Below are 25,610 nucleotides of genomic sequence, written 5' to 3'. Positions count from 1 at the left end.
TCACACATTCAGATGTTTGCGGATAGAGAACATACTGCCCACGCCGCCTACGATGGCGCCGCTGAGCAGGCTTGTTACCACGATGGTCGGCAGCACGTTTGCCACCGGCACCAGTGCGCGGCCCATAAGCATCTGCCAGATGCCGCCCAGACCACCGGCAGCGTTGACCACATAGGTGTAACAGCCAAGGCTGACCGCTGCGGTCAGGATACCGGAGATCAGCCCCATGGTCAGGCCCTCCACAAAGAAAGGCAGGGTGACCATGCGGTTGGTGGCACCCACATACTTCATGATCTCGATCTCGCGGCGGCGGGCAAAAACGCTCAGACGGATGGTGCTGCCCACCGTGATGATGCTGACCACCATCAGCACCAGCACGATCATGCGGCCGCCCTTGGTGACGGCTTTCTGGATCTCCACAAAGATATTGGTCATCTCCACCGGGGCAGTAACGCTGACAACGCCCGGGATGGCCTGCATCTTCACGCTCATGCGCTCCATCTGGGTCAGGTCGCTCAGGGTGACCCGGTAGTTGGCCTTAAAGGGGTTGTCGGTCTCAAATTCATCCCACAGGGAGGAATAATCCTGCATATAACCGCGGTAGGTGTCGAGCACGTCCTGCTTGGAAACGTACTGCACCCCGCTGACCCCCGGCATAGCCGAAAGGGTCTCGCCTACCTGCGCAGCGGTGGCATCATCACATTCGGGGTCCAGATAAACCACCGTCTCGTTCTGGCTGCCCAGATAGGCCACCATGCTGCCCACATTCACCTCGGCCAGACTGGCAAAGATGTTCAGGGTCATACAAACACTCAAAGAAGCGATGCAGGCAATGGTCATAGCCCAGTGCTTGCCCAAGTTGCGCACACCGCGCCGGGTAAGGAAAAAGAAAGTAGAGGGTCGCATCATACGGCAGCCACCTCCTTTTTGGCAGCGGACGCATCGTCCGCATCAAAGGCGGCAACATCCAGCGAAAGATCGTCCTCGGCGGCAGCCACAGGGTCTGCGGGCACATCCGAGACGATGCGCCCATGGCTCAGGGTGACCACACGCTGATGGAAACGGTGCACCAGCTCGTGCTCGTGGGTGACCACCAGCACCGTAATGCCCATTTTACTCACCCGCTCCAGCAGCTGCATCATTTCCAAGCTCAGTTCCGGGTCGATGTTGCCGGTGGGCTCGTCCGCGATGACCAGCTTGGGGTTATGCACCAGCGCACGCGCCACAGCCACACGCTGCTGCTCGCCGCCGGAAAGGGTATCCGGGTAGCACTTGGCCTTATCCTCCAGATGCACCAGCTCCAGAATGTACTCCACGCGGGGACGGATCTCCTTGCGGGGCACATTGAGGACGTGCATGGCAAAGGCCACGTTCTCGTACACGGTCATGCTGGGGATCAGCCGGAAATCCTGAAAGATGATGCCCATCTGACGGCGCAGATAAGGGATCTTGTGGCGGCGCAGCTTGGCTACGTCCTTGCCCAGCACGGTCACCTTACCGGAGGTAGGCAGAGTCTCCCGCAGGATCAGCTTGAGCAGGGTGGATTTGCCCGCGCCGGAGTGACCCAGCAGAAAGACGAACTCGCCTTCGTCCACATGGAAGTTGATATCCTCCAGTGCAAGGCGGCCACCCTTTTTATATTCTTTGGAAACGTGTTCAAAATCGATCATGGAATCGTATTAGCTCCTGACATCAAGATTTTTGACGGTCAAGACAGTCCGTCCGCAGCTAACACTGCAAAAAGAACCGGCCAGCATCGGTTTCGAGCGGCCGGTTCGGCGCCGGCGGGGCAAAACCCGCACAGCGGAATATCAGTATTTGGCCGGGTTGTTGGACAGGTACTTCTTTACCATCAGCGCTACCTTAAAGACGATAGCGTCGTCGAACTCACGCAAATCCAGACCGGTCAGCTTTTTGATCTTTTCCAGACGATACACCAGCGTATTGCGGTGCACAAACAGGCCGCGGCTGGTCTCGGACACATTCAGGTTGTTCTCGAAGAAGCGCTGGATGGTGAACAGGGTCTCCTGATCCAGGCTTTCAATGCTGCCCTGCTTGAACACCTCGCGCAGGAACATCTCACACACGGTAGTGGGCAGCTGGTAGATCAGACGAGCAATGCCCAGATTATCGTAGCGGATGATCTGCTTTTCGGTATCGAACACCTTGCTCACTTCCATGGCGATCTGGGCTTCCTTAAAGGAGGTAGCCAGATCCTTCACGTTAGCAATGGGGGTACCAATGCCAACCACGGCCTTGATGTAGTGCTCGCCGGAGAGGGTATCCACGATGCTGGCAGCCAGCTTTTCCATATCGGTGCGGTCGATGCCCTTGCGGATCTCCTTGACCAGCACAGTGTCGGTCTCGCTGATATTGAACACAAAGTCCTTCTGCTTATCGGGGAACAGGCTGCTGACCACATCGTAGGCAGAGATATCGCCGCCGCTGATCACCCGCACAATGAACACCACGCGGGAGACATCGGTGGCAAAGTGCAACTCCCGTGCCTTGGCGTAGATATCGCCGGGCAGGATGTTGTCCAGCACCACGTTCTTGATAAAGTTGGACTTATCGAACTTTTCATCGTGGTACTGCTTGATACTCTGCAGGCTGATGGCCAGCACACCGGCAAACTGCCCTGCAGTCTCGTCGGCACCCTCCACGAACACGGCATAATCGTTATGCTTGGCATTGGAGAACTGCTGGTAAGTATAGCCGTCGCGCACAAAGCGGTCGCCTGCGTTCAGGCGCTCGGCCATATAGCCCTCGCGCACCTCGCCGATCAGGTTCAGCTCCGAGCAGGAAATGACAGCGCCGGTCTCATCCACAACGCCGACCACCCGATTGATCGCGTCCTTCATCTGGTAGATCACGCTTTGAAATACTCTATTGGCCATAAATGGATACCCCTTTTCCTCGTTTGTGCAAGCCGCGGCGGCATGGGTTGTGATTTTAAACAATTTAGCCGCATTACAATCTATATTTTACACAAAAGAATTTACTTTTGCAACAGATTTCAACAAAAAAAATAATTCTTTCTTGTTGAAATTATCTTCCGGGGCCATTTTTTGCCAAAAAAGTGCCTTTTTGCGTGGTTCTTACCGTTATTTTACCGAAAAAATGTGATACATTTTTGAAAACCGCGTGAAAAGCACAGCATTTTATCTGGCAATTTTTGCCACTTCTTCGTCGGAAAGCTCCCGCCACTGCCCCGGCGCAAGCTGTGCATCCAGTGCAAGGCCGCCAATGGCCTCCCGGTGCAAAGCATTCACCCCTGCACCGTACACGCCGAACATCCGTTTGATCTGATGGTACACCCCCTGCCGCAGCACTACCCGCACGGTGCATCCGTCCGGGGAAAGGGCGGTCACCTCGGCGGGCGAAAGAGCGGTGCCGTCCGCCAGCGTGACCCCCGCCGCAAAGCCGGTGCACATCTCCTGCGTGAGCGGGGTGTCGATGGTCACAGTGTAGGTCTTGGAAACATGGTGCCGGGGGGACAGGATATCGTGGGCAAAGCCGCCGTCATCGGTCAGCAGCACAAAGCCGGTGCTGGTCTTATCCAGCCGCCCGGCCGGGAATAGCTCCCGCCGGGGGTAGGCATCCCCTACCAGATCCACCACGGTGGTGTCCCGCTTATCGGTAGAGGCGCTCACCACCCCCTCGGGCTTATTGAGCATAAGGTAAACGAACTTCTGATAGCGCAGCGGCGCACCGTCCACAGCCACGGTGTCGGTACATTTCAGCTGGGTGTCCCCTTTTTTGCACACCGCGCCGTTTACCTGCACGCGCCCCTTTGCCAGCATGGTTTTGGCCTCGCTGCGGGTGCACTGGGCAGTCTCGGCCAGATATTTATCCAAACGCATAAGCGGTTCTCCTTTGTTGATGATGCCCTCAGTGTAACATGACAAACAAAATCGTGCAAGGCACAAACGCAAAAAAGGAGAAGCCCGTGGGCTTCTCCTTTTTTGCAATTGATCTTGTTATCAGACGCTCAGGGAGGCGTGCTGTTCCACATCCTCGGGGTCAGCATCGAAGATGGGCTGCAGGACGTTGGCGATGAACTCCTCCACCTGCTGGGGTGCACGGCCCACAAAGTTCTCCGGCACAAGCCCTGCCACGATCTCCTCGCGGGTCAGGCCAAAGGCCGGGTCTGCGGCAATGCGGTCCACCATATCGTTGGGCAGACCCTCTTCCTTGACCTGCTTGCCGGCGGCGATGGCGTGCTGGCGCAGGCGCTCGTGCAACTCCTGACGGTTGCCGCCCTTTTCCACAGCCTGCATCATGATGTTCTCGCTTGCCATGAAGGGCAGCTCCGCCATCAGGCGGCTACGCACCACCTTGGGGTACACCACCAGACCATCGGTAACGTTGAGCATAATGTTCAGGATGGCGTCAGTGGCAAGGAAGCCCTCGGCCATAGCCACGCGCTTGTTGGCGCTGTCGTCCAGCGTGCGCTCAAACCACTGGGTGCCGGTGGTAAAGCTGGGGTTCAGCACATCCACCATCAGGTAACGGGCAAGGGCGCAGATGCGCTCGCAGCGCATGGGGTTGCGCTTATAGGGCATCGCAGAGGAACCGATCTGGTTCTTCTCAAAGGGCTCCTCCATCTCCTTGAAGTTTGCCAGCAGGCGCAGGTCGGTGGCAAACTTCATGCAGCTCTGTCCAATACCGGCCAGTGCGTTCAGGATAAAAGCATCCACCTTGCGGCTGTAAGTCTGACCAGACACCGGCACAACGGCCTTGGGGTCAAAGCCCATCTCCTTTGCAATGGAAGCATCCACAGCGCGGATCTTGTCGGCATCGCCCTTGAACAGTTCCATAAAGGAAGCCTGCGTACCGGTGGTGCCCTTGACACCGCGCAGCTGCAGGGTAGCCAGACGATGGTCGATCTCAGCCAGATCCATCACCAGCTCGTTTGCCCACAGGGTAGCGCGCTTGCCCACGGTGGTGGGCTGTGCGGGCTGGCAGTGGGTGTAGGCCATGCAGGGCATATCCTTGTACTCCTTGGCAAAGTGTGCCAGCTTTGCCAGCACACCCACCAGCTTTTTGCGCACCAGCTCAAGGCCCTGCCGCATCACGATGATATCGGTGTTATCGCCCACATAGCAGCTGGTGGCACCCAGATGGATGATGCCTGCTGCCTTGGGGCACTGCTGGCCGTAAGCGTAGACGTGGCTCATGACGTCGTGGCGCACCAGCTTTTCCCGCTCGATGGCCACTTCGTAGTTGATATCGTCCACATGAGCTTCCAGCTCGGCTACCATGTCCGGGGTGATGTTGGTCAGGCCCTGATTCATTTCGGCACGAGCCAGTGCCACCCACAGCCGCCGCCAAGTGCGGAACTTGTTGTCGTCCGAGAAAATGTACTGCATCTCATCGGAAGCGTAGCGGGTGGAAAAAGGGCTGATATAGCGATCATGCTGTGACATTGGTTGTTTTCCTCCTGAAAGTAACTCCCCCAGTCGCCTTCCGGCGACAGCCCCCTCGAAGAGGGGGCCTTTCAGCCTCCTTCTCCGAGGGAGGTGGCATCGCGCCAGCGATGACGGAAGGAGTTTTTTCTCTATTCTACCATCAAACCTTGAAATAGTCCACGCCGCCCTCAAAGATCGGCTGGTATTTATCGCCGGTGACGTTCTTGTACAGGTATTCGCCGCTGCGCTCCGAGTGACCCATCTTGCCGAACACGCGGCCGTCCGGGCTGGTGATGCCCTCGATAGCCAGCACAGAGCCGTTGGGGTTGAAGCGCTGATCCATGGTGGGCACGCCGGTCAGATCCACATACTGGGTGGCCACCTGACCGTTGCGCAGCATGGTGTCCAGCACCTCCTGCGGCGCCACAAAGCGGCCCTCGCCGTGGCTGATGGCGATGGTGTGCATCTCGCCCGCCTCGCACTTGCTGAGCCACGGGCTGCCGGTGGAAGCCACGCGGGTGTGCACCAGCATGCTCTGGTGACGGCCGATGGTGTTGAAGGTCAAAGTGGGGTCGCAGGCGGTGATGGGGCGGATATCGCCGTAGGGCACAAGACCCAGCTTGATCAGTGCCTGGAAGCCGTTGCAGATGCCCAGCATCAGGCCGTCGCGCTGCTGCAGCAGACGGCGCACAGCCTCGGTGACCGCAGGGTTGCGGAAGAAGGAGGCGATGAACTTGGCGCTGCCGTCCGGCTCGTCGCCGCCGGAGAAGCCGCCGGGCAGCATGACGATCTGGCTTGCGTCAATGGCCTTGACCAGTGCCTTGCAGCTCTCAGCAACATCGGCGGGGGTCAGGTTGCGCACCACCAGAATTTCGGGGTCGGCACCGGCGCGGGCAAAGGCCTTGGCGGTGTCGTACTCGCAGTTGGTGCCGGGGAACACCGGGATGATGACCTTGGGCTTTGCCACACCGATCTTGGGTGCAGCGGGAGCGGTCAGGCTGCCGTTGATCTTCTCCACGGTGGGGCCGGCCTTGCGGTAGGGATACACAGGCTCCAGCTTGCTCTCCCAGATCTCCTGCAGCTCGGCCATATCCAGCTTTTCGCCGCAGGATTCAAAGGTGTACTCCTTGGTGGTCTCGCCCAGCAGCATACCGGCGGGAGAATCGGACACCATTTCCAGAATGATGGAGCCGTACATGGGCTCGAACATCTGGTGGGTGGTCATGTCCGCACGCATCTTGAAGCCGATGCGGTTGCCCAGACCCATCTTGAACAGTGCCTCGGCAATGCCGCCGTAGCCCACGGAGCAGGCAGAGGCGACCATGCCCTCCTCGATCATGTTCTCCACGATCTTGTAGTTGGCTTTCAGGGAGAAGAAGTTGGGGCAGCCGGTCTCCGGGTCGATGATGGGCCGCACAAGCACCACAGTGCTCTCAGGCTTCTTGAACTCAGTAGAGATTACGCGGCTTGCCTTGCCGATGGCAGTGGCAAAGGACACCAGCGTGGGAGGCACATCCAGCTGCTCAAAGGAGCCGGACATACTGTCCTTGCCGCCGATGGAAGCAATGCCCAGACCGATCTGCGCATCCAGTGCGCCCAGCAGGGCAGCCAGCGGCTTGCCCCAGCGCTCGGGCTTGTTGCCCAGACGCTCGAAGTACTCCTGGAAGGTCAGGTAAGCGTCCTCGTAGCGGAAGCCGGTGGCAACCAGCTTGGTCACGCTCTCAATAACAGCCATCCGTGCACCCACATACTGGTTGGCGCTCATCAGATAGGGGTTATAGCCCCATGCCATGCCGGAGCAGGTGGTAGTCTCGCCGTCCACCGGCAGCTTGGCTACCATGGCGTTCTGGGGGGTCAGCTGGTATGCACCGCCAAAGGGCATGAGCACGGTGGCAGCGCCGATGGTCGAGTCAAACCGCTCGGAAAGGCCCTTCTTGCTGCAGACGTTCAGGTCGCCTACCATGGACTTCATCTTCTGGCTGAAGGTCAGGCCGGACCACTGGGGCTGCCAGACGCTGCCCTTTTCCACATGGACGTTCTGGTGCTTTTCTGCACCGTTGGAGTTCAAAAACTCGCGGCTGATGTTCACGATGGAAACGCCGTTCCACACCATGTTCAGGCGCTTTTCCTCGGTGACCTTGGCCACAGGGGTAGCCTCGAGGTTCTCCTCGGTGGCAATGGCGATGAACTTGTCCACATCCTCCGGGGCAAGGGCCACAGCCATGCGCTCCTGGCTCTCGCTGATGGCCAGCTCGGTGCCGTCCAGACCCTCGTACTTCTTGGTGACCTTGTTCAGGTCGATGTACAGGCCGTCGGCCAGCTCACCGATGGCAACGGAAACGCCGCCGGCACCAAAGTCATTGCAGCGTTTGATCATCTTGCAGGCATCCTCGCGGCGGAACAGGCGCTGCAGCTTGCGCTCGATGGGCGCATTGCCCTTCTGCACCTCGGCACCACAGTGCTCCAGACTGTCCAGCTTGTGCGCCTTGGAGGAACCGGTAGCACCGCCGATGCCGTCACGGCCGGTGCGGCCACCCAGCAGCACGATCACATCGCCGGGAGCGGGGCACTCGCGGCGGACGTGGGAGGCAGGGGTAGCGCCCACAACAGCGCCGATCTCCATGCGCTTTGCCACATAGCCGGGGTGGTAGATCTCGTCCACCTGACCGGTAGCCAGACCGATCTGGTTGCCGTAGGAGGAGTAGCCGGCGGCTGCGGTGGTGACCAGCTTGCGCTGGGGCAGCTTGCCGGGCATGGTCTCGCTGACCGGCTTGAGCGGGTCGCCTGCGCCGGTGACGCGCATTGCCTGATAGACGTAGCTGCGGCCGGACAGCGGGTCCCGGATAGCACCGCCGATGCAGGTGGCAGCGCCGCCGAAGGGCTCGATCTCGGTGGGGTGGTTGTGGGTCTCGTTCTTGAACAGGAACAGCCAGTCCTCATCCTTGCCGTTGACGTCGCACTTGATCTTGACGGTGCAGGCGTTGATTTCCTCAGACTCGTCCAGATTCTTCAGGATGCCCTGCTTCTTCAGCTCCTTGGCACCAATGGTGGCAAGGTCCATCATGCAGCGGGGCTTGTTCTCGCGGCCCAGCTCGGTGCGCATAGCCATGTAGCGGTCAAAGGCGGCCTGCACCACGGCATCGTCGATCTGCACATCGTCCAGGATGGTGCCGAAGGTGGTGTGGCGGCAGTGATCGGACCAGTAGGTGTCGATCATCTTGATCTCGGTGATGGTGGGGTCGCGCTGCTCGGTGCGGAAGTACTCCTGACAGAACTTGATATCCCCCAGATCCATGGCCAGACCCTTTTCCTCGATGAACTTGGCAAGACCTTCCTCATCCAGCTGGTTGAAGCCCTCCAGCACTGCCACGGCAGCGGGCACGGGGTAATCCATCTTCAGGGTCTCTTTGGGCTCCAGAGAAGCCTCGCGTGCTTCCACAGGGTTGATGACATACTTTTTGATCTCGGCCACCTGCTCGGGGGTCAGAGCACCCTCCAGCAGGTAGACGCGGGCAGAGCGCACCAGCGGGCGCTCGCCCTGACTGATGAGCTGGATGCACTCGGCAGCAGAGGCTGCACGCTGGTCGAACTGACCGGGCAGATACTCCACCGCGAAAGACACGCCCTCGCTGGCGGGCAGCTCTGCGTAGGTGTTATCCACCGGCGGCTCGCTGAACACGGTGCTGACGCACTGGTTGAACAGTGCCTCGTCGATGCCTTCCACATCGTAGCGGTTCAGCAGGCGCAGGCCGGTCAGATCCTTGATGCCCAGCAGGCTGGTGAGTTCGTTTTTCAGACCGTTTGCCTCGACATCAAAGCCGGGCTTTTTTTCCACATAAATACGATAGACCATTGGGTAGGTTCCCCCTTTGTATTCTTTGAACCGACCCTCTCAGTCACGGCTTGCGCCGTGCCAGCTCCCCCGAAAGGGGGAGCTTTTTCTGCTGACGGAAAGGACTGCGTTCGATGGAAAGCATAGGCTCATCCATTTTCTCGCATAAAGCTCCCCCCTCGGGGGAGCTGTCGCCGTCAGGCGACTGAGAGGGTTTTCTTTCTTACTGCTTCTCTGCCAGCGCTTTCAGGGCACGCAGGCCGATATCGCTGCGCTTATGCAGCTTTTCAAAGCTGATCTTTTCGGCTGCTTCATAGGCGTGGCTCAGGGCGTTGGTCAGGCGCGGGCCGGTGGCGGTAACGCCCAGCACACGACCGCCGTTGGTCACCAGCTGACCGTCCTCGGTAATGGCAGTACCGGAGTGGTACACCGTCACGTTCTCCTCGCCGGGCAGCTGACCATCCACAAGGCCGGAAATGGGCTTGCCCTTCTCATAGGCCACAGGGTAGCCGCCGGAGGCCAGAATCACGCAGGCCGCAGCACCATCGGAGAACTTGACCTCCTGCTGTGCCAGCGTGCCGTCGGTGCAGGCCTGCATGATGTGCAGCAGGTCGCCTTCCAGCAACGGCAGCACCACCTGCGTTTCGGGGTCGCCGAAGCGGCAGTTGTACTCGATGACCTTGGGGCCGTCCGGGGTGAGCATGAGGCCGAAGTACAGGCAGCCCTTGAAGGGGCAGCCCTCGGCGTTCATAGCGCGGATGGTGGGCAGAAAGATCTTTTCCATGCACTCCGCAGCCACCTCCGGGGTGTAGTAGGGGTTGGGGGCAATGGTGCCCATGCCGCCGGTGTTCAGGCCGGTGTCGTGGTCATTGGCGCGCTTATGGTCCATGCTGGAGACCATGGGCTTGACCACCTTGCCGTCCGTAAAGCTCAGCACGCTGACCTCCGGCCCGGTGAGGAACTCTTCCACCACCACATGGTTGCCGGATGCGCCGAACTTTTTGTCCAGCATGATCTCCTTGACACCATCAGCTGCCTGCTGCTCATTTTCGCAGATGAGCACGCCCTTGCCCAGTGCAAGACCGTCTGCCTTGATGACCACCGGGTACTTGCCCTCGGCGCGGATGTAGTCCATGACCTTTGCGGGGTCATCGAAGGTCTCGTACTTTGCGGTGGGGATGCCGTATTTCTTCATCAGGTCCTTGGAGAACACCTTGGAGGCCTCGATGCGGGCAGCGGCCTTGTCCGGGCCAAAGGCGGGGATGCCAACCTTTGCCAGCGCGTCCACCATACCCAATGCAAGGGGGTCGTCCTGCGCCACCACAACGTAATCGAACTTTTCTTCCACTGCAAAGCCCACCATGGTATCCACATCGGTGGCCTTGATGTTTTTGCACTTAGCGTCATAGCTGATGCCGCCGTTGCCCGGTGCGCACCAGATCTCGCCGCAGTCGGGGCTCTTTTTCAGTGCCTTGATGATGGCGTGCTCGCGGCCGCCGCCGCCGACAACCAGAATTTTTTTCTTCATAATTGCACCTTCTCTATGCATCGGCACGGCGGAAGTTTCTCCGAGGACCGTCCGCTGGGGTGGGACCCTGCCGCCGCAGGCGGCAGGGCGGGCGATGGAATGGCCCGATTCGTGTCCGAGGAGGAAGCTTCCGCTGTGCCGTACTATCAGTGATGGAACAGCCGCAGGCCGCAGAAGGCCATTGCGATGCCATACTTGTTGCAGGTGTCGATGACCTGCTGGTCACGGATGGAGCCGCCGGGCTGCACAATGGCGGTCACGCCGGAGCGGCGGGCGCGCTCGATGTTGTCGCCGAAGGGGAAGAAGGCGTCCGAGCCAAGGCAGACACCGGTCACCTTGCTGAGGTAAGCCTTCTTTTCCTCGGCGGTCAGCGGCTCGGGCTGGCGGGTGAAGGTCTCTGCCCAGACATCATCACCGATGACGTCCTCCGGGGTATCGCCGATGTAAACATCAATGGCGTTGTCGCGGTTGGGCTTTGCCACATCGTCACGGAAGGGCAGGTCCAGCACCTTGTCCATGTGGCGCAGCTGCCAGTTGTCTGCCTTCTGACCGGCCAGACGGGTGCAGTGGATGCGGCTCTGCTGGCCGGCACCCACGCCGATGGTCTGACCATTATAGGTGTAGCACACGCTGTTGGACTGGGTGTACTTCAGGGTGATGAGAGCAATGACGAGGTCGCGCTTCTGCTCCTCGGTCACATTCTTATTCTCGGTGACCCAGTTGTTCAGCATGGTGTCGGCGTTGATGACCAGCTCGTTGCGACCCTGCTCGAAGGTAATACCGTACACCTGCTTGTGCTCGATGGGAGCGGGCTTATAGGCGGGGTCGATGGCGACCACATTGTAGTTGTCCTTCTTTTTGCCGGACAGGATGGCCAGTGCCTCCGGCTCGTAGCCCGGGGCGATGATACCGTCAGAGACTTCGTGCTGGATCAGCTTTGCGGTGGGCACATCGCAGATGTCGGACAGGGCGATCCAGTCGCCGAAGGAGGACATCCGGTCTGCGCCGCGGGCACGGGCGTAAGCACAGGCCAGCGGAGAAAGCTCGGTCTCCGGGGCAATGTGGTACATCCGGCGCTCCACCTCGGTCAGGGGCAGACCCAGTGCTGCGCCCGCCGGGGAAACGTGCTTGAAGGAGGCCGCTGCGGGCAGACCGCAGGCGGTTTTCAGTTCCTTGACCAGCTGGATGGAGTTGAGGGCATCCAGAAAATTGATGTAGCCGGGCTTGCCGTTCAGCACGGTAACGGGCAGGTCGGAGCCATCTTCCATATAAATGCGGCTGGGCTTCTGGTTGGGGTTGCAGCCGTACTTCAGTGCGAGTTCATTCATTGGTGCATCCTCCTTATATCCTAAGGTTTACTCTTATTCTTCCTCGGCGTCAAGCTTTTTGAGCAGTTCCAGCTCCTCGGGCAGCAGCTCCGGCTCTTCGGGGTCGTCAAGGTCGCTGCACACCGGATCATATTTATTAAAGATCATATCACCGCTCTCGCCGGTGTCCAGATCGATGACCCGGGCAAACAGGCTCACCTTGTTGTCCAGATTCAGGCTGCTCCACATATCGTGGGCAAAATCGCCGATGGTGCGGGGGCAGGCAAAGCGCAGGGGCTCGCCCTCAAAGCTGGGGATGGGGTTGCCGTTGTGTTTATAGGTGCTGATAAAGTGGCCCTCGCCTGCAACGGGCTGGGGGTAATCAAAGAAATAGCGCTGCACGCTGTCGCCGTTACCGTCGGCAGACTTGAGGATGCTCATCTGGTAGCTGCCGTCGGCATACACCACCGCGGAGATGCGGGGGGTGTAGTTGGGGCAGTCCGGCTCAAAGGTGCGGGTGCGCAGGGCATCGGCAAAGCTCTTGCCCTGGCTCATCAGGTCAAAAATGGTGTCGGTCTGGTCGCCGTTGGTCACGATATGGGTCTTGCCAAGGGTCAGCACCGGGTTATAAATAATCAGGCTGGGGTCCTCCAGCTTTGCGGGGTCTGCCGCCACGGTGCAGATGCCGCCGCGCTCGGGCACGGGGTCAAACACGCGGTTGCGGCTGTTCTCGCTGCGTCCCATGATAAAGTAGCCGATAAACATCTGCCGTCCGTCCGGAGCCATTGCCACAGCAATGCCGCGGCCGGGGTACTCGTTGGAGGCCAGATACTCGTTCAGGTTGATCTTTTCCATTGTTGTTCTCCTATTTACGGAACTCCCCCAGTCGCCTGCGGCGACAGCCCCCTCGGGGAGGGGGCCTTAAGCCTCCCTCCTTGAGGGAGGTGGCACGCCGTCAGGCGTGACAGAAGGAGTTTTTACTCCACTTCACCGTTACAGATCATAGCCACAGCCTTGGGCAGCAGCTTCCATTCAGCCTGCTCCATCACCCGTTTTTGCAGCACCTCGGGGGTGTCGCCGGGCAGGATGTCCACGGCCTTTTGCAGCAGGATGGGCCCGCCGTCGCACTCCTCGTTCACAAAGTGGACGGTGGCGCCGGTCACCTTGCAGCCACGAGCCAGTGCAGCCTCATGGGGACGCAGGCCGTACATTCCCGGCCCGCAGAAGGAAGGGATCAGCGCCGGGTGCACGTTCAGGATGCGGCGCGGATAGGCCGCAATGACGCTGGGGCCCAGCACGGACAGAAAGCCCGCCAGCACCACCAGATCAATGTTGTGCGCCCGCAGCGTTTCCAGCAGCGCAGCGTCAAATTCCTCGCTGGTGGCGTAGTCCTTGCGGCGCACCACGCAGCCTTCCACACCCGCCTTTGCGGCGCGTTCCAGCGCAAAGACGCCGGGCTTGGAGGCCACTACCAGCGTAATTTTACCATTGGGGTTTTCGCCCCGGGCCTCGCTGTCCAGCAGCGCCTGCAGGTTGGTGCCGCCGCCGGACACTAACACAGCAATGTTCAGCACAGTTCCACGCCCTCACCTTCTGCAATGACGCCCAAACGGTAGGCCTCCGGCTCGCCGTTGGCGTGCAGGATCTCCAGTGCCTTATCGGCCTGCTCGGCGGGCACGGTGAGCACCATGCCCACGCCCATGTTGAAGGTGTTGAACATATCGTGCTCGGAGATGCCGCCCACCTTCTGCATCAGGTGGAACAGGGCGGGGGTGCGCACATCTGCCTTGTTGATGCGGGCGCAGCAGCCCTTCTTCAGGCTGCGGGGGATATTCTCGTAGAAGCCGCCGCCGGTGATGTGGGAGATGCCCTTGACCTGCACCTCTTCCAGCACCTTCAGCACGGGCTTGACGTAGATCTTGGTGGGAGCCAGCAGCGTCTCGCCAAGGGTCTTGCCGCCCAGCTCGGCGGGGGTGGAGAACAGCACATCGGGGTCGGCGTCGATGTTGAACACCTTGCGCACCAGAGAGAAGCCGTTGGAGTGCACACCGGTGGAGGGCAGGGCGAGGATCACGTCACCGGCTGCCATGGTCTCGTTGCTCAGGATCTTTTCCTTGTCCACAACGCCCACGGTAAAGCCGGCCAGATCGTACTCGTCCTCCGGCATCATGCCCGGGTGCTCGGCAGTTTCGCCGCCCACCAGTGCACAATCGGCCTGCACGCAGCCCTCGGCCACGCCCTTGACGATGTTGGCAATCTTTTCCGGCACGTTGCGGCCGCAGGCGATGTAATCCAGGAACACCAGCGGCTTTGCACCGGCGCAGATGACGTCGTTGACGCACATGGCCACGCAGTCGATGCCGATGGTATCGTGCTTATCCATGATCATGGCCACCTTCAGCTTGGTGCCCACACCGTCGGTGCCGGAGATCAGCACCGGATGCTTGTAGCCGGTGCAGTCCAGCTCAAACAGGCCGCCAAAGCCGCCCAAGCCGCCGATGCAGTGCTCGTTCATGGTACGGGCCACATACTGCTTCATCAGCTCCACAGAGCGGTAACCGGCGGTAATGTCCACGCCTGCTGCGGCGTAGCTTTCAGAATAGCTCTTTTCCATGTTCTTACTCTCCTAACTTTTTGGCGTCCTTGGGACGGTCGTTCAGGTGACGGTCGTGAATATCAGTAGAAAGCACACTTTCCGGCTCTACGGCATACTCGCCGGTAAAGCAGGCGGTGCAGAAACCGCATTTTGCGTTTTTGGCAAGCTGGACAACGTGCTCGTTGGACAAATAGCCCAGCGTATCGGCGCCGATGACCTCGTTGATCTGCTCCAGCGTGCGGCCGGTGGCCACCAGCAGCTTCTGGTCCGGGATATCGGTACCGAAGTAGCACGGATACTTGAAGGGAGGTGCAGAGACCATAAAGTGCACCTCGGCAGCGCCAGCATCCCGCAGCAGCTTGATGATGCGGGCGGAGGTAGTGCCGCGCACAATGGAGTCATCCACCAGCACCACGCGCTTGCCCTTGACGGTGCTGGACACCACGTTCAGCTTGATGCGCACGCTGTTCTCGCGCTGCTTCTGGCTGCCCTGAATGAAGGTGCGGCCGATGTATTTGTTTTTGATAAAGCCGATGCCGTAGGGGATGCCGCTCTCCTGCGAGTAGCCCAGTGCTGCATCCAAGCCGGAATCCGGCACGCCGATGACCACATCGGCCTCCACGGGGTGCTCCTGTGCAAGGAAGCGGCCTGCCTGCTTGCGGGCTTCGTGCACCGAGCTGCCCTCGATGACGCTGTCCGGGCGGGCGAAGTAGATGAACTCGAACACGCACATCTGGGTGTCCGGGCGGCCGCAGTGATCCTTGATGCTGCGCAGCTCGCCGGTCTTGGTATCCATCACTACGATCTCGCCGGGTTCCACATCCCGCAGCAGGGCGGCACCGGTGGCATCCAGTGCGCAGCTCTCGCTGGCAAAGACGTAGCCGCCGCCGGGCAGGGTGCCGATACACAGGGGACGGTAGCCCCGGGGGTCGCGCACCGCGATGAGCTTGGTGGCAGACATGATCACAAGGCTATATGCGCCCTCCAGCACGTCCATGGTCTTGCTGATGGCAGTTTCGATGCTGCCCATGCGCAGACGGTTGCGGGTAATGAGGTAGCAGATGACCTCGGTATCCGAGGAGCCGTGGAAGATGGCGCCCTCGTTTTCCAGCTGGCGGCGCAGCTCCACGGCGTTGGTCAGGTTGCCGTTGTGGCACAGCGCCATGGTGCCGCGGCCATGACGGACGATCATGGGCTGAGCATTGGCGCGGACGCGGGTGCCGGCAGTGGCATAGCGCACATGGCCGGTGGCCATGTGTGCCGTGGTAGCGGACAGGCTTGCCAGCACCTCCGGGGTGAACACCTCGTTCACAAGGCCCAGATCCCGGTGGCCGGTGATCACGCCGTCATCGTTGACGGCGATGCCGCAGCTTTCCTGCCCGCGGTGCTGCAGCGCATACAGGGCTGAATAAGCCGCTGCGGCCACATCCTCGGTACCGGCACGGTCGTAGATGCCGAAAACGCCGCACTCCTCATGCAGCGGATATGCAAAATCAGACATTGGTTCTCCTTTACAGCTCGTTCAGTTCGTTCTGCAGTTTTTCTTCCTTTGCTGCGATCTGCTGTGCCATGGATACGCGCTCAGCCTCCAGCTTTTCAGCCAGTGCGTCATCGCTCAGGGCCAGAATTTCAGCAGCCAGCCATGCGGCATTCTTGGCACCGTTCAGTGCCACGGTTGCCACCGGGATGCCGCTGGGCATCTGCACGGTAGCCAGCAGAGCGTCCAAGCCATCCATCGCGCCGCCCTTCATGGGGATGCCGATGACCGGCAGGGTGGTGTTGGCGGCAAAAGCACCTGCCAGATGTGCTGCCATGCCTGCCGCGCACAGGATAACGCCAAAGCCGTTGGCCTTTGCGCTTTTTGCAAAGGCTGCTGCCTCGGCGGGGGTGCGGTGTGCCGAAAGGATATGTGCCTCAAAGGGGATATCCAGTGCCTTCAGCTGGGCACAGGCCCCCTTGACCACCGGCCAATCGCTGTCCGAACCCATGATCACTGCCACTTTACGAACCATTTTCCAAAGCCTCTCTTTCTCAACTGTCCAACAAGACCGACAAACAAAAAAGGCTGCGGTACACCTGTACCACGGCCTTTATTTCCAGTTTTTCTGTCCGCGCATTTTGCACAAGGTTGCACCATGCCCCTGATTGCAGTGAATGTGACCCCATTCCATGCGACCCGGCACCAGCAGCATCATTGAAGTTTCCCTCCGCAGTTTCCTGTGCAAGCGTTTTTTCAGGCGGCGATGCAAGCCCGTTTTTTGGGGCATCGTCCCTGTACTAGATACAGTTTACGGCAAAAAAACTGCTTTGCAAAGAGCGTTTGGGCAAATTCTCCCTTGTGTTCCCATGCCGTCAAAAAACTTTCGAAAGTTTTGTGCAGTTTCGCCATCCTTTTTCTTTTTAAGTATGACTTATGCAGCAAGTATATTTTATGTAAAGGCCGTGTTGATGTATCCCAGATATCGCGCCGGATTTTTAAAAAATGATCTTTGCGGTGGCGGCGCGTGCAGCGCGGATCAGATCCGCCGGGGCGCAGCACACCTGTGTGCCGATGCGCCCGCCGGAAACGTAGACCTTCTGCTGGGTCAGCACGCTTTCGTCAAAGACGGTGCGGTACTGCTTTTTCATGCCCACCGGGCTGCAGCCGCCCCGCACATAGCCGGTCACCTTATTGATATCTGCCACATGGATCATCGCCACGCTCTTTTCGCCCACGCTGCGGGCAGCGGCCTTTAAGTCCAGCTCTGCCGCCACCGGAATGACGAACACAAAATAGTTTTTGCTGTTGCCCTGTGTTACCAGCGTCTTATACACGCAGGCAGGGTCTTCGCCTATGCTGGCAGCTACGGTCACGCCGTCCACCGCCACCCCCTCCTCGTGGGGGTACTCGTGGGCGGTATAGGCCACCTTTTCCCGTTCCAGAATGCGCATTGCGTTGGTTTTAGCTTCTTTTCCCATTGTTATTCCCTCTTTTACATTTGCTCTGTTTCTATTCTACCACTTTTTCGGAAAAAATTCAAAATTTCTCTTGACTTCAGTTTCATGAAGTGATATCATAGCGTCACGCACTTCAGAGTACTGAAGTTTGACACTGCAAGCTGCGGCAAAGGAGCCGGTCTCCCTCGCCGTTTCACAGGATAGAAAAAGGCAAAGGAGACAAAATACTATGATCATCGTACTCAAACAGGATGCCCCCGACGTACAGGTGCGCGAGTTCTGCCACGAGCTGGAGGATATGGGTCTGCAGATCAACGATTCCAAGGGCAGCGACACCCATATTCTGGGTCTGATCGGCGACACTAAGGCCATTGCAGAGAGCTGGGTGCTGGCAAACCCGGTGGTAGAGACCTGCCGCCGCGTGTCCGAGCCCTACAAAAAGGCCAACCGCAAATTCCACCCGGACGACAGCGTTATCGACGTAGAGGGTGTCAAGATCGGCGGCGGTAACTTTGCGGTCATCGCCGGACCGTGCAGCATTGAGAGCGAGGAGCAGATCACCTACTGCGCGCAGCGGGTAAAGGCGGCGGGTGCTTCCCTGCTGCGCGGCGGTGCCTTCAAGCCCCGCACCTCCCCCTACTCCTTTCAGGGTATGCGCAGCGAGGGTCTGGACCTGCTCAAGCTGGCGCGCCGCGCCACCGGTTCGCCCATTGTGACCGAGATCATGAACACCGAGCACCTGCCCCTGTTTGAAAACGTAGACCTGATTCAGGTAGGTGCCCGCAATATGCAGAACTTTGAGCTGCTCAAGGCTGTTGGCCGCCAGAAAAAGCCGGTGCTGCTCAAGCGCGGCCTTGCCAACACGCTGGAAGAGTTCGTGATGAGCGCCGAGTACATCATGGCAGAGGGCAACGAGAACGTCATCCTGTGCGAGCGCGGCATCCGCACCTTTGAGACCAGTATGCGCAACACGCTGGACCTTGCCGGTGTGGTCATGCTGCACAAGATGACCCACCTGCCGGTGGTGGTGGACCCCAGCCACGCCTGCGGCCACGCATGGATGGTGCCGGAGCTGGCGAAAGCCGCGGTCGCCGCCGGTGCCGACGGCCTGATGATCGAGGTGCACAACAACCCCGCCAAGGCCAAGTGCGACGGCGCACAGAGCCTGACCCCGGACCAGTTCGATGAACTGATGCAGTTCATCGGCAAAGAGGTAGAGTTCTTCGGCAAAAAAATGAACTGAGTCTTCTCTGTCTACTCCCCCGTAAGGGGGAGTTTTTTTGTGTACCCCGGCGGGTTTTCATTTTCTTTTCACGGGTTTTATGGTATACTATAGTGTATTTTGAAAAAACACTGCCGAAAGAGGTTTTAAAGATGAAAGCACACATTGCACGCAACCAGAACGCCGGGGTGCCGCTGGCGCTGGGCTGGAACCTTTCCCCCGCCGACCGGGGCAAGCTGGAGGGCATGGCACCCGCCTTTGGCATGAAGCTGCTGCTCGTTGCCCCCGCCGATGCCGGCAAGACCGTCGCCCAGCTGCTGGGCGAGGTGGAGGTAAAAGCCCCCAGAACGCTGGTGCTGGAGCCGGGCGCCTATCCCCCGGCGCTGGTGCTGGCAAACTTCCGTGATAAGGACGTGGACACCCTGCTGGACCTGATGCGGCAGGCACAGGTGACCATCCCGCTCAAGGCGGTGGTCACCCCCGCAAACCGCAACTGGATGTTTGCAGACCTGCTGGCGCATCTGCAGGAGGAGCACGCCGCCTTTACCGCCGCAAAGGAGAGCCAGACCGTATGAAGAGCCGCATCACCCGCATGACAGCTGCACTGCTGGCGGCAGTGCTGAGCCTTGGCCTGCTGGTCGGCTGCAAGCCCAAAAAGGAGCTGACCCGGTACACCACCATCTTTTATGATGTGTTCGACACGGTGACGCAGGTCATCGCCTACTGCGAGAGCGAGGAAGAGTTCAACACCCAGATGCAGGCGCTGCATCAGGATCTGATCGCCTACAACCAGCTCTACGATATCTACAACGACTACGACGGCGTTGTGAACGTCAAGACCATCAACGAAAACGCCGGCAAAGCCCCGGTACAGGTAGACGACCGCATCCTCTCCATGCTGGAGCTGGCACAGCAGATGTACGAACTGACCGGCGGCAAGATCAACATTGCCATGGGCAGCGTGCTGGGCATCTGGCACGACTACCGCGAAGCTGCCGAACAGAACGCCTCCGAGACTGACAACACCCTGCCCACACAGGAGGAGCTGGAAGCCGCTGCTCAGCACTGCGACATCAACGACCTTGTCATCGACGAGGAGGCCAAAACGGTCTACCTGTCCGACCCGGAGATGTCGCTGGACGTGGGCAGCGTGGGCAAAGGGTACGCCGTGGAGATGGTCTGCCGCGCCGCCGAAGCCCGGGGCCTGACCAGCGCACTGGTGAGCGTAGGCGGCAACCTGCGCGCCATCGGCACAAAGCCGGACGGCAGCCAGTGGACGGGCGGTGTGGAGAACCCGTGGAACGCTTCGGAGGTGTATACCAACACCAACTCCATCTTCGGCTCGCCCATCAACATGAGCGACCTTGCGCTGGTGACCAGCGGTGACTACCAGCGCTACTTTGTGGTGGACGGCAAGCGCTACCACCACATCATCGACCCGGACACCCTGTGGCCCGCTGCCTACTACAACGGCGTCACCGTGCTGTGCCCGGACTCCGGCATGGCAGACTGCCTGACCACTGCCCTGTTCTGTATGCCGCTGGAAGAGGGGCAGAAGCTGGTGGAATCGCTGGACGGCGTAGAAGCCATGTGGTGCACGCCCGATAAGCAGGCCACCACCTCCAGCGGCTGGGACAGCCACCTGAAAAAGTAAACACTGTATGCAGAAAACGAGCCACCGCGCGGAAAACCGCACGATGGCTCGTTTTTCTATGCTAGTTATTCATGCACTCAGCCGCACAGACATCACTCCACGATGATGCTCTTGCCGGTCATCTCGGCAGGAACGGGCAGGCCGATATAGGGCAGCATGGTGGGTGCGATATCGGCAAGGCAACCGCCCTCGCGCAGCTTCACATCGCCGCAGCCAACTGCCATAAAGGGCACAACGTTGGTGGTGTGGGCGGTGAAGGGGGTGCCGTCCGGGTTCATCATCTTTTCGGCGTTGCCGTGGTCAGCGGTGATGAAGGCGCAGCCGCCGGCGTTCAGCACAGCAGTGACCACCTGATCCACGCAGGTATCCACAGCCTCAACGGCCTTGACAGCAGCCTCGAACACGCCGGTGTGGCCGACCATATCGCAGTTTGCGAAGTTCAGGATGACCACATCGTACTTGCCGCTCTCGATGCGCTTGACGCACTCGGCAGCGACTTCGGGGGCGCTCATCTCGGGCTTCAGGTCGTAGGTGGCAACCTTGGGGCTGGGGATGACGCAGCGGTCCTCGCCCTCGTAGGGAGCCTCCACGCCGCCGTTGAAGAAGAAGGTGACGTGGGCGTACTTCTCGGTCTCGGCAATACGCAGCTGGGTCTTACCGTGGGCAGACAGATACTCGCCCAGAACGTTCTTCAGCTCCACCGGGGGATAAGCAACCTCGCAGTTGGGCATGGTGGCATCGTACTCGGCCATGCAGACGTAGTTCACCTGCTTGCGGCCGCCGCGGCGCTCGAAGCCGGTAAAGGCATCGTCGCAGAAGATGCGGGTCATCTGGCGGGCACGGTCGGGGCGGAAGTTCATGAAGATGACGGTGTCGCCATCCTGCACGCGGCCACCCTCGCAGGTGACGCAGGGCAGCACGAACTCATCGGTCTTGTCTGCGGCGTAGGAAGCCTCGATGGCCTCGGCAGCGTTGGCAGCGTGCTCACCCTCGCCGTAGACGAAAGCAGCGTAGGCCTTCTCCTCGCGGTCCCAGTTGTTATCACGGTCCATGGCGTAGTAACGGCCGGAAACGCTGGCGATCTTGCCCACGCCCAGCTCATCCAGCTTGGCCTGCAGGTCAGCAAGGAAGCCCTTGCCGGAGTGGGGGTCGGTGTCGCGGCCGTCGGTGATGCAGTGCAGGTAAACTTCCTTTGCGCCCAGATGCTTTGCCATTTCCAGCACGCCAAACCAGTGGTCGGCATGGCTGTGCACGCCGCCGGTGCCCACCAGACCCATCAGGTGGATGGCCTTGCCGGCCTCGATGGCGGCCTTCATGTTCTTGACCAGCACAGGGTTTTTGAGCATCTCACCGTCATGGATGGACTTGGTGATGAGGGTCAGCTGCTGGTACACGATGCGGCCTGCGCCCATGTTGGTGTGGCCGACCTCGGAGTTGCCCATCTGGCCGTTGGGCAGACCGACAGCCATGCCGGAAGCATCGATGGTGGTCATGGGGTACTTTGCCATCAGAGCATCCAGATGGGGGGTCTTGGCAGCCACAACGGCGTTGCCAAAGGTCTCGTTCGGCACCCAGCCGAAGCCATCCATGATGCACAGAAGAACAGGTTTCTTTGCCATAAAATTGAATCTCCTTTGAATTTATCACGCATTACGGGCAAGGCTAAGTGCCCCGCCTGCAGGTGCAGCCTGCGGGTGCATAACACCCGAGCGGCTGCTGTAAAAACAGATCAGCGCCCGGCTCAGCGCTGAAAAAACGGCGCAGCCGGGCGCTGAAACAGCTTAGTTAAGAAAAGGCAGTTGCTCAGCCCTTGGTGGCTGCATTGACGATGACAGCAAAGTCGGGAGCCTTCAGGGATGCGCCGCCGATCAGGCCGCCGTCCACGTCCTTCTTGCTCAGCAGCTCCTCGCAGTTCTTGGCGTTCATGCTGCCGCCGTACTGCACGGTGGTAGCTTCGGCCACGGCCTCGCCGTACAGCTCGCCCACCACCTTGCGGATCTGTGCGCAGACCTCCTCTGCCTGATCAGCGGTAGCGGTCTTGCCGGTGCCGATGGCCCAGACAGGCTCGTAGGCGATGACAACATTTGCCATCTGCTCGGCGGTCACGTCACGCAGGGCGATCTTGGTCTGCATACGGACCAGCTCCTCGGTAACGCCCTCCTCGCGCTGCTGCAGGCTCTCGCCCACGCACAGGATGACCTTCAGACCGGCGTTCAGGGCAGCCAGCGCGCGCTTGTTGACGGTCTGGTCGGTCTCTGCAAAGTACTGGCGGCGCTCAGAGTGGCCAACGATGACATACTCCACGCCCAGATCCACCAGCATATCGGCGCTGATCTCGCCGGTGAAAGCACCGGAATTCTCAAAGTGGACGTTCTCGGCGCCCACATGGATGTTGGTGCCCTTGGTCTTAGCCACAGCGGTGACCAGATCGGTAAACGGGGTGCAGATGACCACCTCGCAGGTAGCGTCCTTCACAGCGGGGATCAGCTCGTCCACCAGAACAGCAGCCTCGGAGGCGGTCTTGTTCATCTTCCAGTTGCCAGCGATAATAGCCTTGCGCTTTGCCTTATCCATTGTTATTTTCTCCTTACCTTCGTAAATATTTACAAATTACCTGCACAAAAAGAAAAGATGCGGCGGCGTAAATGCCGCCGCACCCATTGTGATGCCGGAAAAATTATGCGTTCTGGATAACTGCGATGCCGGGCAGCTCCTTGCCCTCCAGATACTCCAGAGAAGCGCCGCCGCCGGTGGAGATGTGGGTCATCTTGTCGCCCAGACCCATCTGCTGCACAGCTGCTGCGCTGTCGCCGCCGCCGATGACGGTGGTAGCATCGCTCTCAGCCATAGCCTTGGCAACAGCCAGAGTACCAGCTGCCAGAGTGGGGTTCTCGAACACGCCCATGGGGCCGTTCCAGACAACGGTCTTGGAAGCCTTCACAGCGTCAGCAAACAGCTTCATGGTCTCGGGGCCGATGTCGCAGCCCTCCATGTCAGCAGGGATCGCGGTGACAGGCACCACGGTGACGTCCACAGGAGCGTCGATGGGATCGGGGAAGTCCTTGATGCAGACAGCATCCACAGGCAGCAGCAGCTTGACGCCCTTCTCCTTGGCCTTAGCCATCATTTCCTTGCAGTAGTCCAGCTTGGTGTCGTCGCACAGGCTCTTGCCCACTTCGTAGCCCTGAGCCTTGACGAAGGTGTAAGCCATGCCGCCGCCGATGATCAGGGTATCGACCTTCTCCAGCAGGTTGGAGATGACGTTCAGCTTATCAGCAACCTTAGCGCCGCCCAGAATAGCGGTGAAGGGACGGACGGGGTCGTTGACGGCGTTGCCCAGATACTTGATCTCCTTCTCCATCAGGTAGCCGACAGCGGTATCCTTGATGTAGTCGGTGACACCTGCGGTGGAGCAGTGTGCACGGTGGCAGCTGCCGAAGGCATCGTCCACATAAGCATCCGCCAGAGAAGCCAGCTCCTCGCTGAACTCGGGCATGTTCTTGGTCTCTTCCTTGCGGAAACGGGTGTTCTGCAGCAGAACGACGTCGCCGTTGTTCATGGCAGCCACAGCAGCCTTTGCGTTCTCGCCCACAACGTTGTCGTCGTCAGCAAACACAACGGTCTTGCCCAGCTTTGCGCTCAGAGCCACAGCAACGGGAGCCAGGCTGAACTTAGCCTCGGGGCCGTTCTTGGGCTTGCCCAGGTGGCTGCACAGGATGACCTTTGCGCCATCGTTGACCAGCTTCTGGATGGTGGGCAGTGCTGCGTTGATACGGTTCTCGTTGGTGATGACACCGTCCTTCATCGGGACGTTGAAATCGCAGCGGACAAGCACCTTCTTGCCGCAGTAGTTCTGATCGTCGATCGTCTTCTTACCTAAACCCATGGTAAAAACTCCTCTCAAATTATAATTCTGAACCAGAGTCTCGCTCACAATCGGGGCTTTGCCCCGTACAGCTACTATTATAAACAAAAACTGCGTGCATTGCAAGGATATGAGATAGATAATTGTTTAACAAACATTTGCCATTGTTGCACGGAAATGTGTCTATTTTGCCCGAAGCGCGGTTTTTTCTGCCCGCAGACGCCGGAAATACTGTTTTCCTTCACGACAAAAAGGGCCGAAAAACGTCCACAGGCGTTTCTCGACCCCAAATAAAAATAATTTTTCCGCTGTTCAGGCGTTATGCAAAATACTCCTGTGCGCGGCGGGCGGCATCGTTGATGCAATCCCGCAGCTGGTCCAGCGTATCAAACTTTTTGCTGGGGCTCAGGTAAGCGTAGAACTCCACCACCGGGTCGGTGCCGTACAGGTTGCCGGAAAAGCCCGGGATAAAGGTCTCACAGGTCACCTTGGTGGCGTCATCGTTCACGGTCGGGCGGCTGCCCAGACCGGTGGCCGAGGGATACCACACCCCGTTGATACAGGTGCGGGTGATATAAATGCCGCTGCGTGGCATCTGGAAGCCCTGCGGGTACAGCTGGTTGATGGTGGGCACCCCGAGGGTGTGCCCCAGCCCTGCCCCGTGCTGCACCGCAAAGCGGATGGCATAGGGCATGCCCAGCATAGCGTTGGCGGCGGGGATATCCCCGCCCTCCAGCGCGGTGCGGATGCGGGTAGAGGACACCGGCTTTTCCTCAAACTGAGCCATGGGCACCACCACTACTTCTACCCCAAGAGGGGCGCAGAGGGTGCGCAGCAGCTCCGGCGTACCGGCCGCCTTTGCACCAAAGGTGAAGTTTTCGCCACAGAACAGCGCCCGGGCGTGGCAGTTTTCCACAATGCCGCGCACAAACTCCTCCGGGCTCAGTGCCTTGATCGCCTCAAAATCAGGGGTAAGGTAATACTCCACCCCAAGGCTGTGGATCAAAGCGTGCTTATCCTCGGTGGAGAGCAGGCGCTTGCCCTTCATTTTATTTTCCACCGGCAGGCGGAAGGTGAACACCGCCGGAGCTGCATCATGGGCCTTTGCCCACTGTACCGTCCCTTCGATCACCGCCCGGTGGCCGATATGGATGCCGTCAAAGTAGCCCATGGCCACGGCGGTGCCTTTTTCAGGCTGTGCCAGCGGCAGCGGGGCAAACTGAGAAATGATCTGCATGGGTCTTGTTTCCTTTATTGC

The 25,610-nt window shown here is 59.5% G+C and carries 22 protein-coding genes; 4 read left to right on the top strand and 18 right to left on the bottom strand.

Features of this window, described 5'->3' with window-relative positions:
• From WMO44_RS00715 to WMO44_RS00705, 3 genes are all read right to left on the bottom strand, one after another.
• Nucleotides 1-909 carry a cell division protein FtsX gene (locus tag WMO44_RS00715; protein WP_349151432.1) on the bottom strand — a complete coding sequence of 303 codons (909 nt, stop codon included), beginning with the start codon at nt 907-909 and terminating at the stop codon, nt 1-3.
• The gene (gene ftsE, locus WMO44_RS00710) at nt 906-1,670 is read right to left on the bottom strand and encodes a cell division ATP-binding protein FtsE (protein ID WP_055185343.1); all 765 of its coding nucleotides are present in this window, start codon (nt 1,668-1,670) and stop codon (nt 906-908) included. The genes WMO44_RS00715 and ftsE overlap by 4 nt, the downstream gene beginning before the upstream one ends.
• A 141-nt stretch (nt 1,671-1,811) precedes the next feature.
• A complete protein-coding gene (locus WMO44_RS00705; RefSeq protein ID WP_055185345.1) occupies nt 1,812-2,897 on the bottom strand; it encodes a PucR family transcriptional regulator in 1,086 nt (361 codons plus the stop codon).
• A 49-nt stretch (nt 2,898-2,946) separates the two neighbouring features.
• On the opposite strand from WMO44_RS00705, the gene WMO44_RS00700 reads away from it, so the two are divergent.
• The gene (locus WMO44_RS00700; protein WP_349151431.1) at nt 2,947-3,126 is read left to right on the top strand and encodes a hypothetical protein; all 180 of its coding nucleotides are present in this window, start codon (nt 2,947-2,949) and stop codon (nt 3,124-3,126) included.
• Between the two features lie 35 nt (nt 3,127-3,161).
• On the opposite strand, the gene WMO44_RS00695 is transcribed toward WMO44_RS00700, so the two are convergent.
• The 11 genes from WMO44_RS00695 to ybaK all read right to left on the bottom strand — a co-directional run bounded on the left by WMO44_RS00695 (nt 3,162) and on the right by ybaK (nt 17,632).
• Nucleotides 3,162-3,863: a pseudouridine synthase gene (locus WMO44_RS00695; RefSeq protein WP_349151430.1), complete on the bottom strand. Its 702-nt coding sequence runs from the start codon at nt 3,861-3,863 to the stop codon at nt 3,162-3,164.
• Nucleotides 3,864-3,983: 120 nt separating this feature from the next.
• Complete coding sequence (purB, locus tag WMO44_RS00690) at nt 3,984-5,429, bottom strand: adenylosuccinate lyase (protein ID WP_055185348.1); 1,446 nt, start codon at nt 5,427-5,429, stop codon at nt 3,984-3,986.
• A gap of 142 nt (nt 5,430-5,571) precedes the next feature.
• Complete coding sequence (locus WMO44_RS00685) at nt 5,572-9,264, bottom strand: phosphoribosylformylglycinamidine synthase (RefSeq protein ID WP_349151429.1); 3,693 nt, start codon at nt 9,262-9,264, stop codon at nt 5,572-5,574.
• A gap of 202 nt (nt 9,265-9,466) precedes the next feature.
• A complete protein-coding gene (gene purD, locus WMO44_RS00680) occupies nt 9,467-10,771 on the bottom strand; it encodes a phosphoribosylamine--glycine ligase (protein WP_349151428.1) in 1,305 nt (434 codons plus the stop codon).
• Nucleotides 10,772-10,917: 146 nt separating this feature from the next.
• Nucleotides 10,918-12,099, bottom strand: a complete 1,182-nt coding sequence (locus WMO44_RS00675; RefSeq protein WP_349151427.1) for a phosphoribosylaminoimidazolecarboxamide formyltransferase — start codon at nt 12,097-12,099, stop codon at nt 10,918-10,920.
• Nucleotides 12,100-12,132: 33 nt separating this feature from the next.
• The gene (locus tag WMO44_RS00670; protein WP_117554064.1) at nt 12,133-12,933 is read right to left on the bottom strand and encodes an IMP cyclohydrolase; all 801 of its coding nucleotides are present in this window, start codon (nt 12,931-12,933) and stop codon (nt 12,133-12,135) included.
• Between the two features lie 122 nt (nt 12,934-13,055).
• A complete protein-coding gene (gene purN, locus WMO44_RS00665) occupies nt 13,056-13,652 on the bottom strand; it encodes a phosphoribosylglycinamide formyltransferase (RefSeq protein WP_249241785.1) in 597 nt (198 codons plus the stop codon).
• Nucleotides 13,646-14,692 (bottom strand): phosphoribosylformylglycinamidine cyclo-ligase, encoded by a 1,047-nt coding sequence (purM, locus tag WMO44_RS00660; protein WP_055185358.1) that lies wholly within the window; start codon nt 14,690-14,692, stop codon nt 13,646-13,648. The genes purN and purM overlap by 7 nt, the downstream gene beginning before the upstream one ends.
• Before the next feature lie 4 nt (nt 14,693-14,696).
• Nucleotides 14,697-16,175 carry an amidophosphoribosyltransferase gene (purF, locus tag WMO44_RS00655; protein ID WP_349151426.1) on the bottom strand — a complete coding sequence of 493 codons (1,479 nt, stop codon included), beginning with the start codon at nt 16,173-16,175 and terminating at the stop codon, nt 14,697-14,699.
• A gap of 10 nt (nt 16,176-16,185) precedes the next feature.
• Nucleotides 16,186-16,686, bottom strand: a complete 501-nt coding sequence (gene purE, locus WMO44_RS00650; RefSeq protein WP_055185360.1) for a 5-(carboxyamino)imidazole ribonucleotide mutase — start codon at nt 16,684-16,686, stop codon at nt 16,186-16,188.
• A 463-nt stretch (nt 16,687-17,149) separates the two neighbouring features.
• Nucleotides 17,150-17,632 (bottom strand): Cys-tRNA(Pro) deacylase, encoded by a 483-nt coding sequence (gene ybaK, locus WMO44_RS00645; RefSeq protein WP_097779921.1) that lies wholly within the window; start codon nt 17,630-17,632, stop codon nt 17,150-17,152.
• A 208-nt stretch (nt 17,633-17,840) separates the two neighbouring features.
• Here ybaK and aroF point away from each other — a divergent pair, with 208 nt between their 5' ends.
• The 3 genes from aroF (at nt 17,841) to WMO44_RS00630 (ending at nt 20,487) form a co-directional block, all read left to right on the top strand.
• Complete coding sequence (gene aroF / locus WMO44_RS00640) at nt 17,841-18,854, top strand: 3-deoxy-7-phosphoheptulonate synthase (protein WP_005922307.1); 1,014 nt, start codon at nt 17,841-17,843, stop codon at nt 18,852-18,854.
• Between the two features lie 131 nt (nt 18,855-18,985).
• The gene (locus tag WMO44_RS00635; protein ID WP_349151425.1) at nt 18,986-19,408 is read left to right on the top strand and encodes a DUF3783 domain-containing protein; all 423 of its coding nucleotides are present in this window, start codon (nt 18,986-18,988) and stop codon (nt 19,406-19,408) included.
• Nucleotides 19,405-20,487, top strand: coding sequence for an FAD:protein FMN transferase (locus WMO44_RS00630; RefSeq protein ID WP_349151424.1), 1,083 nt, complete (start codon nt 19,405-19,407; stop codon nt 20,485-20,487). The genes WMO44_RS00635 and WMO44_RS00630 overlap by 4 nt, the downstream gene beginning before the upstream one ends.
• A 92-nt stretch (nt 20,488-20,579) precedes the next feature.
• Here the strand turns inward: WMO44_RS00630 and gpmI are convergent, their stop codons facing one another.
• From gpmI to ribF, 4 genes are all read right to left on the bottom strand, one after another.
• On the bottom strand, nt 20,580-22,106 hold the full coding sequence (gpmI, locus tag WMO44_RS00625) for a 2,3-bisphosphoglycerate-independent phosphoglycerate mutase (RefSeq protein ID WP_349151423.1): 1,527 nt from the start codon (nt 22,104-22,106) through the stop codon (nt 20,580-20,582).
• Between the two features lie 184 nt (nt 22,107-22,290).
• A complete protein-coding gene (gene tpiA, locus WMO44_RS00620) occupies nt 22,291-23,061 on the bottom strand; it encodes a triose-phosphate isomerase (RefSeq protein ID WP_349151422.1) in 771 nt (256 codons plus the stop codon).
• Between the two features lie 103 nt (nt 23,062-23,164).
• The gene (locus tag WMO44_RS00615; protein ID WP_055185372.1) at nt 23,165-24,373 is read right to left on the bottom strand and encodes a phosphoglycerate kinase; all 1,209 of its coding nucleotides are present in this window, start codon (nt 24,371-24,373) and stop codon (nt 23,165-23,167) included.
• Between the two features lie 298 nt (nt 24,374-24,671).
• Nucleotides 24,672-25,589, bottom strand: coding sequence for a bifunctional riboflavin kinase/FMN adenylyltransferase (gene ribF / locus WMO44_RS00610; RefSeq protein WP_349151421.1), 918 nt, complete (start codon nt 25,587-25,589; stop codon nt 24,672-24,674).
• Nucleotides 25,590-25,610: the final 21 nt, after the last annotated feature.

The organism is Faecalibacterium tardum, from assembly GCF_040096515.1.
GTDB classification, from domain to species: domain Bacteria; phylum Bacillota; class Clostridia; order Oscillospirales; family Ruminococcaceae; genus Faecalibacterium; species Faecalibacterium tardum.
Note: the sequence above shows the minus strand (reverse complement) of the source record. Positions and strands in the feature narration are given on the sequence as shown.

Coding starts and splice junctions, on each gene's coding strand:
- WMO44_RS00715 (WP_349151432.1), bottom strand. CDS start 909: ATGATGCGACCCTCTACTTTCTTTTTCCTTACCCGGCGCGGTGTGCGC.
- ftsE (WP_055185343.1), bottom strand. CDS start 1,670: ATGATCGATTTTGAACACGTTTCCAAAGAATATAAAAAGGGTGGCCGC.
- WMO44_RS00705 (WP_055185345.1), bottom strand. CDS start 2,897: ATGGCCAATAGAGTATTTCAAAGCGTGATCTACCAGATGAAGGACGCG.
- WMO44_RS00695 (WP_349151430.1), bottom strand. CDS start 3,863: ATGCGTTTGGATAAATATCTGGCCGAGACTGCCCAGTGCACCCGCAGC.
- purB (WP_055185348.1), bottom strand. CDS start 5,429: ATGTCACAGCATGATCGCTATATCAGCCCTTTTTCCACCCGCTACGCT.
- WMO44_RS00685 (WP_349151429.1), bottom strand. CDS start 9,264: ATGGTCTATCGTATTTATGTGGAAAAAAAGCCCGGCTTTGATGTCGAG.
- purD (WP_349151428.1), bottom strand. CDS start 10,771: ATGAAGAAAAAAATTCTGGTTGTCGGCGGCGGCGGCCGCGAGCACGCC.
- WMO44_RS00675 (WP_349151427.1), bottom strand. CDS start 12,099: ATGAATGAACTCGCACTGAAGTACGGCTGCAACCCCAACCAGAAGCCC.
- WMO44_RS00670 (WP_117554064.1), bottom strand. CDS start 12,933: ATGGAAAAGATCAACCTGAACGAGTATCTGGCCTCCAACGAGTACCCC.
- purM (WP_055185358.1), bottom strand. CDS start 14,692: ATGGAAAAGAGCTATTCTGAAAGCTACGCCGCAGCAGGCGTGGACATT.
- purF (WP_349151426.1), bottom strand. CDS start 16,175: ATGTCTGATTTTGCATATCCGCTGCATGAGGAGTGCGGCGTTTTCGGC.
- purE (WP_055185360.1), bottom strand. CDS start 16,686: ATGGTTCGTAAAGTGGCAGTGATCATGGGTTCGGACAGCGATTGGCCG.
- ybaK (WP_097779921.1), bottom strand. CDS start 17,632: ATGGGAAAAGAAGCTAAAACCAACGCAATGCGCATTCTGGAACGGGAA.
- aroF (WP_005922307.1), top strand. CDS start 17,841: ATGATCATCGTACTCAAACAGGATGCCCCCGACGTACAGGTGCGCGAG.
- WMO44_RS00635 (WP_349151425.1), top strand. CDS start 18,986: ATGAAAGCACACATTGCACGCAACCAGAACGCCGGGGTGCCGCTGGCG.
- WMO44_RS00630 (WP_349151424.1), top strand. CDS start 19,405: ATGAAGAGCCGCATCACCCGCATGACAGCTGCACTGCTGGCGGCAGTG.
- gpmI (WP_349151423.1), bottom strand. CDS start 22,106: ATGGCAAAGAAACCTGTTCTTCTGTGCATCATGGATGGCTTCGGCTGG.
- tpiA (WP_349151422.1), bottom strand. CDS start 23,061: ATGGATAAGGCAAAGCGCAAGGCTATTATCGCTGGCAACTGGAAGATG.
- WMO44_RS00615 (WP_055185372.1), bottom strand. CDS start 24,373: ATGGGTTTAGGTAAGAAGACGATCGACGATCAGAACTACTGCGGCAAG.
- ribF (WP_349151421.1), bottom strand. CDS start 25,589: ATGCAGATCATTTCTCAGTTTGCCCCGCTGCCGCTGGCACAGCCTGAA.